The following is a 17,992-nucleotide window of genomic DNA, read 5'->3' on the forward strand; positions in this document are numbered from 1 at the left end:
AGTAATCGAGCATGCACTCGGAGCTACTAGTGCAGCGCAACGGGTGTTTCTTCGTCACGTACCGGGTGCCGAATGCACTCTCTCGGTGCCCGCGTCCCTCGATCGGCGCAAAGCAGGTCCCCCTTGAGGGTGGGGGGATCGTCCGGAGCGGCCCGGTTCGCCCGTGATCCGGGGCACGCGGCGTCGCCGCCCCCCGCCCGTCCGGCCGCACCGGTCCGGGTGATCGGGCCCGGCGCCGGTAACCTCCGGCGGGTGCGAATCGCCACCTGGAACGTCAATTCGGTACGAGCCAGGCACGACCGGGTGCTCGCCTGGCTGCGCCGCACCGACGTCGACGTGCTCGCGCTGCAGGAGACCAAGGCCCGCGACGCCCAGTTCCCGACCGCCTCCTTCGAGGAACTCGGCTACCAGGTCGCCCATCTGGGGCACTCGCAGTGGAACGGCGTGGCCCTGCTGTCGCGGGTCGGTCTGGACGACGTCCGCGCCGGTTTCGAGGGGATGCCCACCTGGGGCGACCCCCCGGTCGCCGAGGCCCGCGCCCTCTCGGCGGTGTGCGGCGGCGTCCGGGTCTGGAGCCTCTACGTGCCCAACGGGCGGACCCTCGACGACCCGCACCTGCAGTACAAGCTCGACTGGCTGGCCGCCCTGCGGGCCGCCGGGGCCGGCTGGCTGGCGGCCGACCCCGACGCCCAGGTCGCGCTGGTGGGGGACTGGAACATCGCCCCCCGCGACGAGGACGTCTGGGACATGCGCGCCTTCGCGGGCGCCACGCACGTCTCCGAGCCCGAGCGGGCGGCGTTCGCCGCCGTGGTCGACGCGGGGTTCGCGGACGTCGTCCGGCCGTTCACCCCGGCCCCCGGCAACTTCACGTACTGGGACTACACGCAGCTGCGGTTCCCGCGGCGCGAGGGCATGCGGATCGACTTCGTGCTCGCCTCCCCCGCCCTCGCCCGCCGGGTGAGGGGCGCGTCGATCGACCGGGAGGAGCGCAAGGGCAAGGGCGCCTCGGACCACGCCCCGGTCGTCGTCGAGCTGGATGACGCCGGAACAACTGGTTGAGCGGGGGCCCCTGGGACTGGTGAGCCGGTTGACCGGGTTGAGCCGGTTGACGGACTGACGGTGACCCGCCGCACGCCTATGCTTGCGGGTCGTGACTGCTCTTGGCCGACGCCGCCCCCTGCCCGCCCTGCTGCTCGCGCTCGGACTGGCGGTGGCGGGCCCGTCGGTCGCGCTCGCGACGCCCACCCCACGTACGCCGGCTCCGCTGCTGGCCTCCGCCGCCGGTGACGCGGTCCCCGGGCAGTACCTCGTCGTGCTCAAGGGGGACGGCGGGAGCGCCGGTTCGCAGCGGGTGGTCGCCGCCGCCGCCGCGCGCGGCCGCAACGCCGGGGCGACCGTGCGGCACCAGTTCCACTCGGCGCTGAACGCCTACTCGGCCGCGCTCAGCCCGGCCGAGCTCGACTCCGTGCGCCGCGACCCGGCCGTCGCCTACGTCCAGCCGAACTACCGGTACCGGGCGACCGGCACCTACACCGACGCGGAGAGCTGGGGGCTGGACCGGATCGACCAGCGGAGCCGGACGCTCGACGACACGTACTACTACACGAGCAACGGGGCCGGCGTGGACGCCTACGTCCTGGACACCGGGATCACCAACGGCCACCCCGACTTCGCCGGCCGGATCGGCAACGGCACCAACACCGTCGACGGCAGCGACACCGAGGACTGCGACGGGCACGGGACGCACGTGTCCGGGACGATCGGCGGCACGTACTTCGGGGTGGCGAAGAAGGTCACGCTGCACGCCGTCCGGGTGCTCGACTGCGACGGCGCGGGTTCCAGCGAGACCGTCATCGGCGGCCTGGAGTGGGTCGCCGCCCAGCACACGAGCGGGACGCCGGCCGTGGTCAACATGAGCCTCGGCAGCGACGAACCGGGCCGGGACACGACGCTGGAGGACGCCGTCCAGGACGTGATCGACGACGGTGTGACCGTGGTGCTCGCGGCCGGCAACTCCTCCGCCAACGCCTGCAACTACACGCCGGGCACGGTGAAGGCGGCCATCGTGGTGGGGGCCACGACGACGTCCGACAAGAAGGCCAGCTACTCCAACTACGGCTCCTGCGTGGACATCTGGGCGCCGGGCAGCGGCATCACGTCCGACTGGACGGCCGCCGCGGACGGCAGCGCGCAGATCGCCAAGGACTCGGGCACGTCCATGGCCGCGCCGCACGTGGCCGGAGCCGCGGCCCTGTACCTGCAGAAGCACCCGACCGCCAAGCCCTCGACCGTGGCGGCCGCCCTGGCCAAGGCCGCGACCGCGAACGCCGTGACGATCACCAGCTCGACCAAGGGGCCGCTGCTGTTCGCGGTGCAGCCGCAGGCCGCCCCGCCGGCCACGACGAGCTCATCCAAGATCCTGCCCGGCACGGCACTGCTGAAGGGCAAGAAGATCTGCAGCCCGAACGGGAAGTACTGCCTCACCCAGCGTTCCAGCGACGGCTACCTGGTGCTCTACAGGGTGTCGTCGAAGAAGACGATCTGGCAGGTGAAGAAGAAGGGTTCCTGGACCACGGCCAAGACCACCGGGAACTTCGCCGAGGTCAGCGGGTACGGCCGCAACCTGTGGTCGAGCGGGACCAGCGGCGTCGGCGCCGCCGAGCTGCGGGTGCGCGACCGCGGCTACCTGGCCCTCGTGCGCCAGGCCGACGGCAAGACGGTCTGGCACACCACCCCGGCTGAATAGCCCGGGGTGGTGGTCGTGATCATGGAAAGTTCTACCGGAGGCGCCCCAGCGCCGTAGGTAGAAGTTTCCATGATCACGACCAGTTGAGCACTTACGGCGCGTGCACGACCGCCCGCCGCACCACCAGCCCCGACCGCTCGCCCGTGACCTCGGCGATCAGGTCGTCACCGGCGACCCGGTCGACGAGAACCGTGTCCCCGTCGCGGATCTCACCGGCGAGCAGGGCCTTGGCCAGCTGGTCGCCGATCTCGCGCTGCACCAGCCGCCGCAAGGGTCGCGCCCCGTAGGCCGGCTCGTACCCGTTGAGCGCCAGCCACTCCCGCGCGGCCGGGGTGACGTCGAGCGTAAGCCGCCGGTCGGCCAGGCGCCGGGCCAGCTGCCCCACCTGGATGTCGACGATCCGCTTCAGCTCGTCCAGGTCGAGCGGGTCGAAGATCACGACGTCGTCGAGCCGGTTGATGAACTCCGGCTTGAAGGCGCTGCGTACCGCGGCCATCACCGCGTCGCGCTTGGCCTCGTCGGACAGCATCGGGTCGACCAGGAACTGCGAGCCCAGGTTCGAGGTGAGAACGAGGATGACGGAACGGAAGTCGACCGTGCGACCCTGCCCGTCGGTGAGGCGGCCGTCGTCCAGCACCTGCAGCAGGATGTCGAAGACCTCGGGGTGCGCCTTCTCGACCTCGTCGAGGAGCACGACGCTGTAGGGGCGCCGCCGGACGGCCTCGGTGAGCTGACCACCCTCCTCGTAGCCGACGTAGCCGGGCGGGGCGCCGACGAGCCGCGCCACCGAGTGCTTCTCGGAGTACTCGGACATGTCGATGCGGACCATGGCGCGCTCGTCGTCGAACAGGAAGTCGGCCAGGGCCTTCGCGAGCTCGGTCTTGCCGACGCCGGTCGGGCCCAGGAACAGGAACGAACCGGTCGGCCGGTCGGGGTCGGACACTCCGGCCCGGGCCCGGCGCACCGCATCGGAAACCGCCGACACGGCTGGCTTCTGGCCGATCAGCCGGGCGCCGAGGAACTCCTCCATGCGCAGCAGCTTCTCGGTCTCACCCTCCAGCAGGCGGCCGGCGGGGATGCCGGTCCAGGCGGCGACCACCTCGGCGATGTCGTCGGGGCCGACCTCCTCCTTGACCATCGGTTCGGAGCCGGCGCTGGCCACCGTGGCCTCGGCGGCCTGGGCCTCCGTGAGTTCCTTCTCCAGGGTGGGGATCTCGCCGTAGTTGAGCCGGCTGGCCCCGGCCAGGTCGCCGGTCTGCTGCAGCCGCTCGGCCTGCCTGCGCAGCGCGTCGATGCGCTCCTTCAGGTCACCGACCCGGTTCAGGCCGGCGCGCTCCTGCTCCCACCGGGCGGTCAGCCCGGCCAGCTGCTCGGACCGGTCGGCGAGGTCGGCGCGCAGCTTCTCCAGCCGGGACACGGAGTTCGGGTCGCTCTCGTGCTCGAGCGCCATCTCCTCCATCTTCAGCCGGTCGACCTGGCGGCGCAGGGCGTCGATCTCCTCGGGCGAGGAGTCGATCTCCATCCGCAGCCGGGAGGCGGCCTCGTCGATGAGGTCGATCGCCTTGTCGGGCAACTGGCGGCCGGTGATGTACCGGTGCGACAGCGTCGCGGCGGCGACCAGCGCCCCGTCGGTGATCTCCACCCGGTGGTGGGCCTCGTACCGCTCCTTCAGGCCGCGCAGGATCGCGACGGTGTCCTCCACGCTGGGCTCGCCGACGAAGACCTGCTGGAACCGGCGCTCCAGCGCCGCGTCCTTCTCGATGTGCTCGCGGTACTCGTCGAGCGTGGTCGCGCCGACCAGGCGCAGCTCGCCCCGGGCCAGCAACGGCTTGAGCATGTTGCCGGCGTCCATCGCCGAGTCGCCGGTCGCGCCCGCCCCGACCACGGTGTGCAGCTCGTCGATGAAGGTGACGACCTGACCCTCGCTGGAGCGGATCTCCTCGAGCACGGCCTTCAGCCGCTCCTCGAACTCGCCGCGGTACTTCGCGCCGGCCACCATGGCGCCCAGGTCGAGGCTGATCACCCGCTTCCCGCGCAGGCTCTCGGGCACGTCACCGGCCACGATGCGCTGGGCCAGCCCCTCGACGACGGCGGTCTTGCCGACGCCGGGCTCACCGATCAGCACGGGGTTGTTCTTCGTCCGCCGGGACAGCACCTGCACGACGCGGCGGATCTCGGCGTCGCGGCCGATGACCGGGTCGAGCCGACCGTCGCGGGCGGCGGCGGTCAGGTCGACGCCGTACTTCTCCAGCGACTTGTAGGTCGCCTCGGGGTTCTCGCTGGTCACCCGGGCGCCCCCGCGGACGGCGGGCAGCGCCTCGAGGAGGCGGGCGCGGTTCGCGCCGGCGGCGACCAGCGCGGCGGCGACGGAGCCCGGAGGAGCCGAGCGGTCGTCGTCCGCCGAGAGCCCGATGAGCAGGTGCTCGGTGGAGACGTACTCGTCACCGAGCTGCCGGGCGGACTCGCCCGCGGTGGACAGGGCCGCGAACGTGGCCCGGCCGAGCTGCGGCTGGGCGACCGAGCTGCCGGAGGCGCTGGGCAGGCCGGCCAGCGCGGCGTCGGCAGCCGTGCCGAGCGCGTTCAGGTCGGCGCCGACCGCGGCCAGCAGGGCGACGGCGACGCCGTCGGCCTGGTCGAGCAGGGCGGCGAGCAGGTGCGCGGGCTCGACCTGGGCGTGCCCGGCCTCCGTGGCGCGCCGGACGGCGTCGGCCATCGCCTCCTGGCTGCGGGTGGTGAGCTTCAGGTCCATGGGTGTCAGTGTCCTCCTGCCGGGGTGTTCTGCTACCAGCAACGCCGACAAACTTGAGTCTGTTCCGCTCAACTATAGATCCGAACCCCTTTTCCGGCAGGATCTGGCCTCATGACCTCACTGGGGGACGTCGACCGTTTCGGCGTGAAGCAGAAGATCACCATGATGGTGAACCGCTACGAGATCCGGGCCATCGCGCCGGACGGGTCGGACGGCGAACTGCTCGCCTTCGCCCAGCAGAAGCGGATGGCCTTCAAGGAGCAGGTGACGTTCTACGCCGACGAGGCCCGCACGGTGCCCCTCTTCGGCTTCAAGGCCCGCCAGCGCATCGACCTCGGGGCGACGTACGACGTCACGGACCCCTCCGGCGCGCCCATCGGCTGGTTCCGCAAGGAGTTCGGCAAATCGCTGCTGCGCTCGTCGTGGCAGCTCGGGACGACGGGCGGCCTGCTGCTGAGCGGCCAGGAACGCAACCCGAACGTGGCCATCGCGCGCCGGGTGTGGGAGTTCGTCCCGTTCCTCGGCGACCTGCCGTCGCCGTTCGTCTTCCACTTCGACTTCGTCGACCCGGCCGGGAGCGTCGTGCTGAGCTCCGTGCGCAAGCGCAGCCTGCGCGACCGGTACACGATCGAGTTGCCGGGACGGCGGATCGACCCGCGGCTGGCCGCCGCGATGGCGGTCGCGCTGGACGCGCTCCAGTCGCGCTGAGGGCTACGTGCCGAGGGCTACTTCAGGACGACGTCGCTCGCCGACGCCTTCAAGGTCACCCCGGTCGGGGCCACGGTGACCTTGTCGGGCGTGAAGCCGAACGGCAGGGGCGGCAGTTCGTAGCTGTCGCCGAGCAGGGCGATCAGCCGGCCGCGGATCACGGAGGGCACCTGGGCGAGCGAGTCCTCGGTGGGGGCGACCACCAGCGACCGGCCCCGGACCGAGATCTCGGCCTCGCCGTCCAGCTGCGCGCTGATGAACCCCGAGTAGGTGCCGGAGATCTTGATGTGCCCCTTCGTGCCCTGGGAGAACTTCACGGTCAGCCCCGGCAGCGTGATCCGTTGCGCCGCCGCTGCGTTCAGCGACGCGTACGAGACGGTGCCGGTCGCGCTCGCCTCGTCGACGGGCAGCTGGGTGACCGACTGGTTCAGCAGCGACGACAGGGGTAGGTGGACGCCGCTCAGGTGCACGTCGAGCCGGTCGATGGTCAGGCCGTCCCCGCCCTGCAGGTCGGTGAAGGTGGTGTCGACCTGGTCGTAGCGGCCGCGCAGGGCCTGGGTCAGCAGCGGGAAGCCGCCGATCGAGACCTCGGGCCGGTTCTTCAGCTTCTGCGCGTCCTGGAGCGTGACGGCGACGCCGCGCTCGGCGGCCACGAGGGCGATCCGGTCCGCTCCCAGGAGCAGCACCAGGACGACGACCACGACGATGATCAGGCGACGCATCTGCCCCACCTTGCCAGCCTCCGCCGGGTGCTGACGACTCCGGCCGACGGAGCGTGGCAGGCTGATCACTCATGGACACCAGACGCGTCGTACTGGTGGTGCTCTTCGCCGGTGCCGCCCTGGCGTTGACCGGGTGGCTGCTCGGGCTGGTCTCGAACGGGCTGGCTCTGCTCGTGTTCGGTCGCGAGGAGCACCTGACCGGGATCGCCGCCGTCCTGCGCACGGTGCTGACCTGCGTCGCGGCCTACCTGGTGACCCGCCGGCTGCAACAGCGCGTCGCCCGCGAGGTGGACACCGAGGAGGAGCCCGTCGGGCCGGTGCTGATCGGGTGCGTCCTGGGCTACGGGCTCGACCCGTTCGCCTGGAGCGGCAAGGCCCTGCTCGGCGAGGCCTTCCTGCATGCGGGCGTCGTGACCTGGGTCATCGACCTGGTGATCTGGACGGCGGTCGCCGGCGTCGCGGTGATGCGGCCGGAGACCGCCCGCTTCTGAGCGCCATCCTGACCGGCCGGCCCGTCAGCGATGCGGACGCCAGACGACGAGCGCCGTGGACGCCGCATCGCGGGAGGGTCGCCGACCGGGCGGCATCGAGACGATGTCCCCCTCCGGAGTGGCGGCAAAAACTCTCGTTCCCGAACGTATTTGAGCTCGAAGAGCGTCGACCTCCTCGAACAGCCGGACCGCCTGATCGCGCAGCCGGTCGACCTCCAGCTCGAGCTCGAGGATGCGCTTGATACCGGCCAGGTTCACGCCCTCCTCCTGGGAGAGACGCTGCACCTCGCGCAGGACCGCGACGTCCCGGGCCGAGTACCGGCGGCCCCGGCCGGTCGAGCGACCGGGCGTGACCAGGCCGAGCCGGTCGTACTGGCGCAGCGTCTGCGGGTGCATCCCGGCCAGCTGCGCGGCCACCGAGATGACGAAGATCGGCGCCTCGGGGTCGACTTCGTAACCGTGGTCAGCCATCCCGCTCACCCGTCGCCGGAGACCTGGTCGAACAGCCCGGCCCGCGGGTTCTCGTCGGCCGTCGCGTCGGCGAACGCCTGCAGCGCGTCCCGCGCGGCGCCGTCCACCCGCTGCGGCACCGCCACCTGGAGGGTGACGAGCAGGTCGCCGGTGCCCTTGGCGGTCTTGGCGCCGCGGCCCTTGGCCCGCAGAGTCCGGCCCGACGGCGTCCCGGCCGGGACCTTCAGCCGCACCCGCCCGCCGTCCGGCGTCGGCACCTCGAGCTGGGTACCGAACACGGCCTCGGGGAAGGTGACCGGCACGCTCACCCGCACGTCCTGGCCGTCGAGCGTGAACACCGGATGGGGCTCGACGTGGACCGTGACCACGAGGTCACCCGGCTCGCCGCCGTGCGTCGAGGGCGCGCCCTTGCCCTTGACCTTGAGCTTGGCCCCGTCCTTGACGCCGGCCGGAACCCGCGCGTTGACCGTCCGGGTGCGGCCGCGGCCCTCCTCGATGGGGACGTTCAGCAGCGCCCCCTCCATCGCCTGCTTGAACGTCAGGGTGACGCGGGCCGGGATGTCGGCGCCCTTGCCGGGCGCGCGAGTCGCACCGTAGTTCTCGTACCCGCCCGGCCCTCCGGCGCCGGTGAACATGCCGTTGAACATCTCCTCGAAGATCGGAGAGTTCTGACCGCCGCCGTACGCGCCGCCCCCGCCGTACGCGCCGGGGCCGCCGGTGCTGAACCGCACCCGGCGACCGCCGGCCCCGCCGGCCCCGGCACCGAACAGGTTCCCGAGGACGTCCTCGAACCCGCCCGCGCCGGCCCCGGCGCCCGGCGTGCCGCCCGCGGTGAACCGGGCGCCGCCGCGCGCCATCGATCGGATCGCGTCGTACTGCTCACGCTGCTCCGGGTCCGACAGCACCGCGTAGGCCTCACCGATCGCCTGGAACTTGCTGTCGGCGTTCGGGTCCGACGTGTTGGCGTCGGGGTGGTGGGTGCGCGCCAGCTTCCGGTAGGCCTTCTTGATGTCCGCCGCCGACGCGCTCTGGGGCACGCCGAGCACGGCGTAGAAGTCCTTCTCGAACCAGTCCTGGCCCGCCATCCCTGTTCTTCTTCCTTCTCAGTTGCTCAGGCCGGGTCCGCGACCGCCACGCGCGCCGCGCGCAGCACCCGCTCGCCCAGCCGGTACCCCGGCTGCAGCACCTGGACGACGGTCGTCACCTCGGTGCCCTCCGGCAGCTCGGCCTCGGTGTGCATGAGCGCCTCGTGCACCGCCGGGTCGAACGGCTCGCCGGGCTCGCCGTAGCGCGAGAGTCCGTACCGCTCCAGGGTCTTCTCGAGCTTCTCGGCGATGGCCGCGAACGGGCCGCCCTCGAGGTCGCCGTGCTGACGCGCGAGGTGCACGTCGTCCAGCACCGGCAGCAGCGACTCGAGCAGCCCCGCGGTGGCCAGCACCGCGGACTGCTCCCGGTCCCGCTCGACCCGACGCTTGTAGTTGACGAACTCCGCCTGCACCCGCTGGAGGTCGGCCAGCCGTTCGGCCGCCGACGACTGCGCCGCGTCGAGGTCGGCGAGAATACCGTCCAGCGAAGGGTTCTCGTCGGCGACCGGCTGCGCCGGGGCCGGGGCGGCGGTCTCGGCCGCCGCCCCGTCCCGGACCTCACCCGTCGCGGGGTCGAGCCGGCGCTTGTCCCGGATCACCGGTCCGGTCGGCTCTTCTCCGTGATTGATGGGTTCAGACATCACTTGCCCTCGTCGACGATCTCGGCGTCCACCACGTCGTCGTCCGCGCCGCTGGCCGAGGCGGAACCGCCGTCGGTGTCACCGGCCGGGGCGCCCTCGGCGTCCGGCGTGGCGTACAGCGTCGAGCCGACCCGCTGGCTGACCTCGGCCAGCGTCTGCTGCTTGGCCTTGACGTCGGCGACGTCGTCACCCTCGAGCGACTTCTTCAGATCGGCCAGGGCGGAGTCGATCTCGGCCTTGCCGTCCTCCGGGATCTTGTCGCCGCTGTCGGCCAGGAACTTCTCGGTCGAGTAGACGAGCTGCTCGGCGCCGTTGCGGACCTCGGCGTCCTCGCGACGCTTGCGGTCCTCCTCGGCGTGCGCCTCGGCGTCCTTGATCATCTGGTCGATGTCCTCCTTGGACAGCGCGCTGCCGCCCGTGATGCGCATCGACTGCTCCTTGCCCGTGCCGCGGTCCTTCGCGGAGACGTGGACGATGCCGTCCGCGTCGATGTCGAAGGTGACCTCGATCTGGGGGATGCCGCGCGGGGCCGGCGCGATGCCGGTGAGCTCGAAGTTGCCCAGCGGCTTGTTGTCCCGGGCCAGCTCGCGCTCGCCCTGGAACACCTGGATGAGCACCTGCGGCTGGTTGTCGTCGGCCGTGGTGAACACCTCGGAGGCCTTCGTCGGGATGGCCGTGTTCCGCTGGATCAGCTTGGTCATGATCCCGCCCTTGGTCTCGATGCCCAGGGACAGCGGGGTCACGTCGAGGAGCAGGACGTCCTTGCGGTCACCCTTGATGACCCCCGCCTGCAGCGCGGCGCCGACGGCGACGACCTCGTCGGGGTTGACCCCCTTGTTCGGCTCCTTGCCACCGGTCAGCTCGCGGACCAGGTCGGCCACGGCGGGCATCCGGGTGGAACCGCCGACCAGGACCACGTGGTCGATCTCGTCGACGGAGATGCCGGCGTCCTTGATGACGGCCAGGAACGGCGCCTTGGCCCGCTCGAGCAGGTCGGCGGTCATCTGCTGGAACTGCGCCCGGGTGAGCTTCTCGTCCAGGTGGACCGGACCGTTCTCGGTCATCGACAGGTACTGCAGCGAGATGTTGGTGCTGGTCGCGGACGACAGCTCCTTCTTCGCCTGCTCGGCCGCCTCGCGCAGGCGCTGGACGGCGATCTTGTCCTTGCTGAGGTCGGCGCCGGTGGTGTTCTTCACCGTGGTGATCAGGTGGTCGACGACGCGCTGGTCCCAGTCGTCGCCACCGAGGTGGTTGTCGCCGTTGGTGGCCACGACCTGGATGGCGGTCGCGCCCCCCTCCTCCACGTCGACCTCGAGCAGCGAGACGTCGAAGGTGCCGCCACCGAGGTCGAAGACGAGGATGCGCTCGTCGGACTTGCCCTTGTCGAGGCCGTAGGCCAGGGCGGCCGCGGTCGGCTCGTTGATGATGCGCAGGACGTTGAGGCCCGCGATCTCACCGGCCTCCTTGGTGGCCTGGCGCTGGGCGTCGTTGAAGTACGCCGGGACGGTGATGACCGCGTCGGTCACCTTGTCGCCCAGGTACTCCTCCGCGTCGCGCTTGAGCTTCTGCAGCACGCGGGCCGAGATCTCCTGCGCGGTGTACTTCTTGCCGTCGATGTCGATCGACCAGTCGGTGCCGATGTGCCGCTTGACGGAGCGGATGGTCCGCTCGACGTTCGTGACGGCCTGCCGCTTGGCGATCTCGCCGACGAGGACCTCGCCGGACTTGCCGAACGCCACGACGGACGGCGTGGTGCGCGCGCCCTCGGCGTTGGCGATGACGGTGGGCTCGCCGCCCTCCAGAACAGCCACGACGGAGTTCGTCGTGCCGAGGTCGATGCCGACCGCTCGTGCCATGAGTTGTTCCTCCTGCTGAGTGCGTCCGTTCCCGTCGACCCTGAGCCGACCGGACTCAAGTCTTAACGGACGACCGGCGCCTGTCAATTCCAGGATCGACAAACTTGAGTCTTGTCGACTCAACCCGTGCTGGAAACGCCCTGTTTCCCCTGGGGCGGATGGGCGGGACGGGTGGCGGGTCGCTACGCAATACCCCCGATACCCCTGCAACGGGTAACGTCCTGGCGTGGCGGTGATTCTGATCATCGAGGACGACTCGGGCATCCGAGGTGCCCTCTCGCGTGCTTTGACCGACCGCGGGCACGCCGTCCAGTGGCAACCGGCCGGTCTCCCCGGGCTGCAGTCCGTGATCGACGACCGGCCCGACGTCGTCCTGCTGGACCTCGGCCTGCCCGACGTGGACGGCGTCCAGGTGCTCACCATGCTGCGCGCGGTGAGCGAGGTGCCGGTCATCGTGGTGACCGCCCGGGACGACGACACCGACGTGGTGCGCGCCCTCGACGCGGGCGCCGACGACTTCGTCACCAAACCCTTCGGCGCCGACCAGTTGGACGCGCGGATCCGCGCGGTGCTGCGCCGCGGCGGCCCGACCAAGGTCGACGGCCCGCTCGTGGTCGGCGGGCTGGCGCTGGACGCCAAAACCCGGCTGGCCACCCTGGACGGCGAGGCGCTCGAGCTGTCCCGCAAGGAGTTCGACCTGCTGCTGGCCCTGGCCCAGCGGGCCGGCGAGGTGGTCAGCAAGCGCGAGCTACTGGCCGAGGTGTGGCAGCAGCCGTACGGGGGCGGCGACCGGACGATCGACGTCCACCTGTCCTGGCTGCGCCGTAAGCTCGGCGAGTCGGCCGCGGACCCCAGGTACCTGCACAGCACGCGCGGGGTCGGCATCCGACTCGTGGCACCCGGAGAAGGTTGATGGCTGAGTCGTGCGCTGGCGGTTGACCCTGCTCGTGGCCGCGACGACGTCGGCCGTCGTCCTGGCCTTCCTGGTCCCGCTGGCCCTGATCGTGCGTTCCCTCGCCGAGGAGCGCTCCCTCGCCGAGGCCAGCAGCCAGGCGCAGACGCTCGCGGTGATCGCCGCCGTCCAGGGCGCGCCCGGCGTCAAGGCCTGGCTCGACGACCCGGCCAAGCGCCCGACCGGCAAGGTCACCGTCTGGCTGCCCGAGAACCAGACCCTCGGCGACCAGGTCTCGGTGCCCCCGACCCCCGAGGCCAAGGCCGGGGTCGCCTCGGCCCAGAAGATCGATGGGCAGGGCGTCATCTACTCCGCGGCGGCCGGCGACGACGCCGACCGCCGGGTCGTCCGGATCGTCCTGTCGGGGGCGGAACTGCACGACGGGGTGGGCCGCCGGACGTTCATCCTGGCGCTGCTCGGCCTGCTCATGCTGGGGTTGTCGGTGGTCGCCGCCGACGCCCTGGCCCGGCGGGTCAGTCACCCGATCCGCGACCTGGCCGGGGCCGCGGACTCGCTGCACGAGGGCCGGTTGGAGACCCGTACCGAGGAGCGCGGGCCGCCCGAGGTCGTGGCCATGGCCCGCGCGCTGAACCGGCTCGCGGCGCGCATCGAACAGCTGCTGATCGCCGAGCGCGAGTCGGTGGCCGACCTGTCGCACCGGCTCCGCACGCCGGTCACGGCGCTGCGTCTGGACACCGAGTCGATCGATGACCCGGTGATCGCCGAGCGGCTTGAGTTGCACGTCGACAATCTTGAGAGAACCGTCGACGCAGTGCTGCGGGACGCCCGGCGTCCGGTCCGTCCGAACATGGCGGCCCGGTGCGACGCCGCCACGGTCATCGGCGAGCGGGTGGCGTTCTGGTCGGCACTGGCGGACGAGCAGGGACGCTCGCTGCGCACCAGACTGCCCGCGATCACCACGTGGGCGCAGATCGATGCCGTCGACCTCACGGACGTGGTGGACGCGCTGATCGACAACGTCTTCGCACACACCGAAGAGGGTGTGCCGCTGGAGGTTTCGGTCACGCTGGACCCGGCCGAGGGGGTGGTGCTGGTGGTCGAGGACGGTGGTCCCGGGCTGCCGGGGTCCGACGTGGTCAACCGCGGGCACAGCAACGCGGGCTCGTCGGGGCTCGGCCTCGACATCGTGCGCCGGGCCGCGATCGCCTCCGGCGGGCGGCTCGAGCTCGGCCGCTCGCGGCTCGGCGGCGCACAGGTGAAGGTCGTCCTCGGGTCGTCCGAACTGCGCCGCAGCGAGCCGACGTTGCGCCGCCGGCGGCAGCGCGGCGCGAAGCAACCGGGCGGGCTGCGGAGCCTTTTCCTGCGCTTAGGATTCCGATGAGTCTGCTGCGGCGGCCGGGGCGCGATATTTCTGCGCATGCTCCCGCCCGAACCCCCCTCGTCGTTTCCCTGTGCCGGGGCGTGAGCCGCCCATGAGCACCGCGGCCGACGCCCCCACCGCCTTCCAGTCGGGTGCGTCCGGCCGCCGTGCGCGCTCGAAGACGCGCGACCGGCCCGGCCCGCCCGACGGTGCCGGTCCGGGGTCCGCGAGCTGGCCGGCCTTCGGCGCCACCGCCCACCTGGTGGTCGCCGACCGCGCGCAGCTCGAGCGGGCGGCCGACGTGGCCCAGCACCTGCTCGCCGACGTCCAGCACCGGTGCGACCCGCGCCGCGGCGACTCCGACCTGAGCCGCGCCAACCGGGCCGCGGGCGAGTGGGTCGAGGTCGACGAACTGCTGATCGCCGCCGTCACCGCGGCCGTCCGGATCGGCGCGGCGACGGCCGGGCTGGCCGGCCTGCCCGACGGTCACCGGGTCGGCCTCGACACCGAGGGCAACCGGCTGCGGGTGCCCGCGGGCACCCGGCTCGACCTCGGGACGACGGTGCGCGCGTTCGGCGTCGACCTCGTCACCGCGCGCCTGCCCCAACAGGTCGGGACGCCGGCCCTCGTCTCGCTCGGCGCGGGCGCCGGCCTCGAGGACGTGGGCGTCGGCACCCTGCCCGACCAGCCGCAGCAGTGGCGGCTCACCCTGGGCGTCGCCCCGCCCGAGGGCTCGGTGCCGGACGGTCCGACCCCGGTGTGCGAGGAGGTGCTGCTGGAGGGCGGTGGGCTGGCGACCGCGTTGCTGCCGTCGCTGCCGCACGCCGATTCGGGCGTACCGCACCCGCTCGACCCGCGTACGGGGCTGCCCGTCGTCCCCCTCTGGCGTGAGGTCACGGTGAGCGCCGCGACCTGTCTCGAGGCTCACGGGGCCGCGGCCGCTGCGCTCCTGATGGGCGAGTTGGCCCCGGCCTGGTTGTGGGAGCACGGCCTGGCCGCTCGGCTGATCGGCACCGACGGCCACACCCTGCGCGTCGCCGGCTGGCCCGACCACCCGTGATCACCCGCGGAGGGCACTGATTCGCCGTTCCCCAGGGGATCGGCGCACTCCGTCGGCGATCCTGCTCAGAACAGGATTCCGGCGGTCGTAGCGGCGACCGCGATGAACAGGCCTCCCCCGATGACCACGGCGTCGGTGGGTTTCAGGACGCTGGGCCGGGCCCAGGTACGTTCGCCGGTCCCGAAACCGCGCGCCTCCATGGCGGTCGCGAGCACCGTGGCCCGGCGGATGGCCAGCACCAGGAGCGCGAACACCTGACCGCCGAGCAACCGCAGACCCGCCGGGGAGAACCCCGCTTGCAGCCCGCGGGCCCGCCGGGCGAGGGTCAGCGCCCACCACTCCTGACCGAGTACCCCGAGCAGACGCAGGGCGGCCAGGGCCGAGAGCACGAAACGTGCTGGGAGACGAGCGATCTGGGCCAGAGCGTCGGCCAGTTCGGTGGAGTCCGTGGTGGCCACCAGCACGACGCCGGGCAGCCCGATGGCCAGCACCCGCAGGGCGATCGAGCCCGCGTCGGTGGCCGACCCGGTGCTCACGCCGAGCACGCCGAGCGACTTCCCGGAGTCGGCGCCGAGCAGGGCCGTGACCAAACCCGCGGAGGTGGCCCCGAACAGCACCAGTCGCCCGGTGCGGACCAGCGCGGCCGGGCCGACCCCGCACCACGGCAGGGCCAGCAGCTCCAGGCCCAGCGCGACCCCGGCCGTCACCGGGTCGATCGTCAGCACCAGTGCGAGCGGGACCAGCAGTGCCACAGCCAGCTTGGCGATCGGGTTGGCCCGCGCGACGAACGCCCGGTGATCACCTTCGCTGCCGGGTTCCACCGAGTCCGACTCGGCCGTACCCGGCAGCCGCCGCGATCTCGCCATCAGGCCGCCGCCAGCCGCACCTGGGCGCCGCGCGTGGAGAGCACCCGAGCCAGTTCGAGGTCGTGGGTGGCGACGAGCAGCCCGGTGCCGCCGTCCAGCAGGTCGAGCAGGGCCGCGACCAACTCGGCCCAGGTGCGGGCGTCCTGACCGAAGGTCGGCTCGTCGAGCACCAGCAGGCCGGGGGCCGTCGCGAGCGCGGTGGCCACCGAGAGCCGACGCTGCTCGCCGCCGGACAGCGTGAACGGGTTGGCCCGGGCCAGGTGTCGCAGCCGGAGCCGGTCGAGCAACTCGTCGGCGCGGACCGGGTCGCGCGACGGCCCGACCAGCAGCTCGTCCCGGACGGTGGCGGCCACGAACTGGTGGCGCGGGTCCTGGAACACCGTGCCCACCCGGGCGGCCAGCTCGGGCGCCCGCCACCGGTAGGGGTCTTCGCCGAGGCCGCGGGCCAGCCCCGCAGCGGCCACGACCCGACCGGCAACCGGCGGCAGCAATCCGGCGAGAGTCAGCGCCAGGGTGGACTTCCCGGTCCCGTTGGGGCCGGTCAGGCAGGTCGCGGCGCCGGCCGACACGGACACGTCGACTCCGGCCAGGACGGGACGGCGGCGGTCGGGCCGGTCGGAGCGGATCCTGCGTTTGCGCATGATCGACGCGGAGAGTCTGCGTTTGCGCATGATCACGGCGGGGCTGACCGCCAGCGCCTCGGCCCGGATCAGCTCGGGGCCGGGCGTCGCCCCCGAGCCGCGCGCGAGCCGCGCGGCCAGGTCACCGGCCAGGCCCGGCGTCCAGACCCCGGATGCGTCGAGTTCGGCTGCGGCGGCGGTGAACACGGCCTCGGGAGCCCCGTCGGCCAGCACCCCGCCGCCCGGGTCCAACACGACCACCCGGTCGACCGACGGCAACCACGGCTCGACCCGGTGCTCCACGACGAGGCAGCCCGCCCCGGTCGCGGCCAGCACCTCGGCGACCGACCCGCGGACCAGCTCGGCCCCGTCCGGATCGAGCATCGCGGTCGGCTCGTCGAGCAGCAGCAGGTCGGGCCGCAGCGCCAGTGCGCCGGCCAGCGCCAGCCGCTGTCGTTCACCACCCGACAGCGACGCCGTGGAATGCGCTCGCCCGTAGGGGAACCCCACCAGCGCCAACGCCGCGTCCACGCGAGCCCAGATCTCGGAGCGCGGCACGCGGTGGTTCTCGCAACCGAACGCCACGTCGTCCCCGCACCGCTCGAGGACGGTCTGCGCGTACGGATCCTGCAGCAGCAACCCGGTCCGGGCGCTGCCCAGCCCGGTGGCGAGCCGCCGCGCCCGCCGCGCCGGGACGCCGTCCAGCAGCAGTTCCCCCTCCTCCTCACCGGAGTTCGCGGGGTCGAGCAACCCGGCGATCCCGGCCAGCAGGGTCGACTTCCCGGCCCCGGAGGCGCCCAGCAGCAGCACCCGTTCGCCGGGCTGCAGCACGAGGTCGACGCCGCGCACGGCCCACGCCTTACGCCCGGCGTGCCGCCAGCCCCAGCCGCGCAGCTCGACGGTGACGCCCATCGAGGGCCGTCAGACGCGTTCGGCGTCGCGCCCGGAGGCGAACGAGGCCAGCACCCCGGTGCGGGCCAGCGCCCGGACCAGGAGCCACGAGGCGAGCCCGGCGACGACCAGCCCGGACACGATCGTGAGGCCGACATACCCGAGCTTCGCCGCGGCCGTGATGGTCGGGTAGTAGACGAAGACGTCGAGCAGGCCGGCCGCGACACCCGCCCCGGCCCCGGCCAGCGCGGCGACGGTCACACCCCAGCGCCGGTACAGGAAGACCAGGAAGACGACCTCGGCGCCCAGCCCCTCGAGCAGGCCGTAGTAGACGGTCGAGAAGCCCCACGAGCTGCCGATCAGGGCCTCGACCGTGGCTGCGACCAGTTCGGTGTAGACCGCCGCGCCCGGCTTCCGGACGATCAGCGCGCCCAGCACGCCGGGGAACAGCCAGACCCCGACGTAGAACGCGGACAGCGGCGGGACCATGGCGTTCATCAGCGGCGCGGCCGCGGTGTTCCACACCGCGAACACCGCGCCGCCGGCCACGGCCACCACGCTGGCCACCAGGATGTCGACCACGCGCCAGCGCGGCCGACGGTCGGACTCTTCCAGCACTTCGGACTCGGACGCACGCGTCGTCACAGTCGACTCCCTACCGCCGGTATGACCCGGATCAGGTTCAAGGGTCTGCGGTCTCCCGCACTCTCAGCGCCCCGCTGGCGCTCCCCTGTCGTTGCCGACACCGTACACCGGGCAAAAGCCCCCCGACAGGGCCGGTGCCACGCGGGCTGCGCGAACCCCGTTCGGGAT

At 72.5% G+C, this 17,992-nt stretch carries 16 protein-coding genes and 1 riboswitch; of the genes, 7 read left to right on the forward strand and 9 right to left on the reverse strand.

The window, feature by feature from the left end; all coding sequences use genetic code 11:
• The first annotated feature begins 252 nt into the window (after positions 1 to 252).
• Together ACIB24_RS01840 and ACIB24_RS01845 are read left to right on the forward strand one after the other, a co-directional pair.
• A complete protein-coding gene (locus tag ACIB24_RS01840) occupies positions 253 to 1,059 on the forward strand; it encodes an exodeoxyribonuclease III (protein WP_398274298.1) in 807 nt (268 codons plus the stop codon).
• A gap of 91 nt (positions 1,060 to 1,150) precedes the next feature.
• Positions 1,151 to 2,746 (forward strand): S8 family serine peptidase, encoded by a 1,596-nt coding sequence (locus ACIB24_RS01845; protein ID WP_398274301.1) that lies wholly within the window; start codon positions 1,151 to 1,153, stop codon positions 2,744 to 2,746.
• 91 nt (positions 2,747 to 2,837) lie between these two features.
• Here ACIB24_RS01845 and clpB read toward each other — a convergent pair whose 3' ends face one another.
• Entirely contained in the window at positions 2,838 to 5,495 is a 2,658-nt protein-coding gene (gene clpB / locus ACIB24_RS01850; protein WP_398274304.1) for an ATP-dependent chaperone ClpB, read from the reverse strand.
• Between the two features lie 111 nt (positions 5,496 to 5,606).
• On the opposite strand from clpB, the gene ACIB24_RS01855 reads away from it, so the two are divergent.
• Entirely contained in the window at positions 5,607 to 6,203 is a 597-nt protein-coding gene (locus tag ACIB24_RS01855; protein ID WP_398274307.1) for a hypothetical protein, read from the forward strand.
• A 17-nt stretch (positions 6,204 to 6,220) separates the two neighbouring features.
• On the opposite strand, the gene ACIB24_RS01860 is transcribed toward ACIB24_RS01855, so the two are convergent.
• Positions 6,221 to 6,925, reverse strand: coding sequence for a DUF2993 domain-containing protein (locus ACIB24_RS01860; RefSeq protein ID WP_398274310.1), 705 nt, complete (start codon positions 6,923 to 6,925; stop codon positions 6,221 to 6,223).
• Positions 6,926 to 6,996: 71 nt separating this feature from the next.
• Here ACIB24_RS01860 and ACIB24_RS01865 point away from each other — a divergent pair, with 71 nt between their 5' ends.
• The gene (locus tag ACIB24_RS01865) at positions 6,997 to 7,416 is read left to right on the forward strand and encodes a hypothetical protein (RefSeq protein WP_398274313.1); all 420 of its coding nucleotides are present in this window, start codon (positions 6,997 to 6,999) and stop codon (positions 7,414 to 7,416) included.
• 24 nt (positions 7,417 to 7,440) lie between these two features.
• Here ACIB24_RS01865 and ACIB24_RS01870 read toward each other — a convergent pair whose 3' ends face one another.
• Genes ACIB24_RS01870 through dnaK form a run of 4 tightly spaced genes read right to left on the reverse strand, consistent with a single transcriptional unit; the run spans position 7,441 to position 11,469 of the window.
• A complete protein-coding gene (locus ACIB24_RS01870) occupies positions 7,441 to 7,887 on the reverse strand; it encodes a heat shock protein transcriptional repressor HspR (protein ID WP_398274316.1) in 447 nt (148 codons plus the stop codon).
• 5 nt (positions 7,888 to 7,892) lie between these two features.
• Positions 7,893 to 8,972, reverse strand: a complete 1,080-nt coding sequence (locus tag ACIB24_RS01875) for a DnaJ C-terminal domain-containing protein (protein WP_398274319.1) — start codon at positions 8,970 to 8,972, stop codon at positions 7,893 to 7,895.
• A 26-nt stretch (positions 8,973 to 8,998) separates the two neighbouring features.
• Positions 8,999 to 9,613: a nucleotide exchange factor GrpE gene (gene grpE, locus ACIB24_RS01880; RefSeq protein ID WP_398274322.1), complete on the reverse strand. Its 615-nt coding sequence runs from the start codon at positions 9,611 to 9,613 to the stop codon at positions 8,999 to 9,001.
• Complete coding sequence (gene dnaK, locus ACIB24_RS01885) at positions 9,613 to 11,469, reverse strand: molecular chaperone DnaK (RefSeq protein ID WP_398274325.1); 1,857 nt, start codon at positions 11,467 to 11,469, stop codon at positions 9,613 to 9,615. The genes grpE and dnaK overlap by 1 nt, the downstream gene beginning before the upstream one ends.
• A 226-nt stretch (positions 11,470 to 11,695) precedes the next feature.
• Between dnaK and ACIB24_RS01890 the strand changes: the two genes are divergently transcribed.
• The 3 genes from ACIB24_RS01890 (at position 11,696) to ACIB24_RS01900 (ending at position 14,802) form a co-directional block, all read left to right on the forward strand.
• Entirely contained in the window at positions 11,696 to 12,382 is a 687-nt protein-coding gene (locus ACIB24_RS01890) for a response regulator transcription factor (protein WP_398274328.1), read from the forward strand.
• Positions 12,383 to 12,392: 10 nt separating this feature from the next.
• Entirely contained in the window at positions 12,393 to 13,763 is a 1,371-nt protein-coding gene (locus ACIB24_RS01895) for a HAMP domain-containing sensor histidine kinase (protein ID WP_398274331.1), read from the forward strand.
• Between the two features lie 91 nt (positions 13,764 to 13,854).
• On the forward strand, positions 13,855 to 14,802 hold the full coding sequence (locus ACIB24_RS01900) for an FAD:protein FMN transferase (protein ID WP_398274334.1): 948 nt from the start codon (positions 13,855 to 13,857) through the stop codon (positions 14,800 to 14,802).
• A gap of 65 nt (positions 14,803 to 14,867) precedes the next feature.
• Here the strand turns inward: ACIB24_RS01900 and ACIB24_RS01905 are convergent, their stop codons facing one another.
• The 3 genes from ACIB24_RS01905 to ACIB24_RS01915 form a co-directional block, all read right to left on the reverse strand.
• Positions 14,868 to 15,668, reverse strand: a complete 801-nt coding sequence (locus tag ACIB24_RS01905) for an energy-coupling factor transporter transmembrane component T family protein (RefSeq protein ID WP_398274337.1) — start codon at positions 15,666 to 15,668, stop codon at positions 14,868 to 14,870.
• The gene (locus ACIB24_RS01910; RefSeq protein WP_398274340.1) at positions 15,668 to 17,200 is read right to left on the reverse strand and encodes an ATP-binding cassette domain-containing protein; all 1,533 of its coding nucleotides are present in this window, start codon (positions 17,198 to 17,200) and stop codon (positions 15,668 to 15,670) included. Before ACIB24_RS01910 ends, ACIB24_RS01905 begins: the two co-directional genes overlap by 1 nt.
• A 9-nt stretch (positions 17,201 to 17,209) precedes the next feature.
• Positions 17,210 to 17,824 (reverse strand): ECF transporter S component, encoded by a 615-nt coding sequence (locus ACIB24_RS01915; RefSeq protein ID WP_398274343.1) that lies wholly within the window; start codon positions 17,822 to 17,824, stop codon positions 17,210 to 17,212.
• A riboswitch (TPP riboswitch) is annotated at positions 17,815 to 17,921 on the reverse strand. Its footprint overlaps the gene before it by 10 nt.
• Positions 17,922 to 17,992: the final 71 nt, after the last annotated feature.

Source organism: Spongisporangium articulatum, from assembly GCF_044465595.1.
Taxonomy (GTDB): Bacteria; Actinomycetota; Actinomycetes; order Actinomycetales; family Kineosporiaceae; genus Spongisporangium; species Spongisporangium articulatum.

Excerpts from the sequence above, each read along its gene's own strand:
- grpE (WP_398274322.1), bottom strand. The coding sequence starts at position 9,613 with ATGTCTGAACCCATCAATCACGGAGAAGAGCCGACCGGACCGGTGATC.
- ACIB24_RS01855 (WP_398274307.1), top strand. The coding sequence starts at position 5,607 with ATGACCTCACTGGGGGACGTCGACCGTTTCGGCGTGAAGCAGAAGATC.
- ACIB24_RS01870 (WP_398274316.1), bottom strand. The coding sequence starts at position 7,887 with ATGGCTGACCACGGTTACGAAGTCGACCCCGAGGCGCCGATCTTCGTC.
- clpB (WP_398274304.1), bottom strand. The coding sequence starts at position 5,495 with ATGGACCTGAAGCTCACCACCCGCAGCCAGGAGGCGATGGCCGACGCC.
- ACIB24_RS01905 (WP_398274337.1), bottom strand. The coding sequence starts at position 15,668 with ATGGCGAGATCGCGGCGGCTGCCGGGTACGGCCGAGTCGGACTCGGTG.
- ACIB24_RS01875 (WP_398274319.1), bottom strand. The coding sequence starts at position 8,972 with ATGGCGGGCCAGGACTGGTTCGAGAAGGACTTCTACGCCGTGCTCGGC.
- ACIB24_RS01900 (WP_398274334.1), top strand. The coding sequence starts at position 13,855 with ATGAGCACCGCGGCCGACGCCCCCACCGCCTTCCAGTCGGGTGCGTCC.
- dnaK (WP_398274325.1), bottom strand. The coding sequence starts at position 11,469 with ATGGCACGAGCGGTCGGCATCGACCTCGGCACGACGAACTCCGTCGTG.
- ACIB24_RS01910 (WP_398274340.1), bottom strand. The coding sequence starts at position 17,200 with ATGGGCGTCACCGTCGAGCTGCGCGGCTGGGGCTGGCGGCACGCCGGG.
- ACIB24_RS01860 (WP_398274310.1), bottom strand. The coding sequence starts at position 6,925 with ATGCGTCGCCTGATCATCGTCGTGGTCGTCGTCCTGGTGCTGCTCCTG.
- ACIB24_RS01865 (WP_398274313.1), top strand. The coding sequence starts at position 6,997 with ATGGACACCAGACGCGTCGTACTGGTGGTGCTCTTCGCCGGTGCCGCC.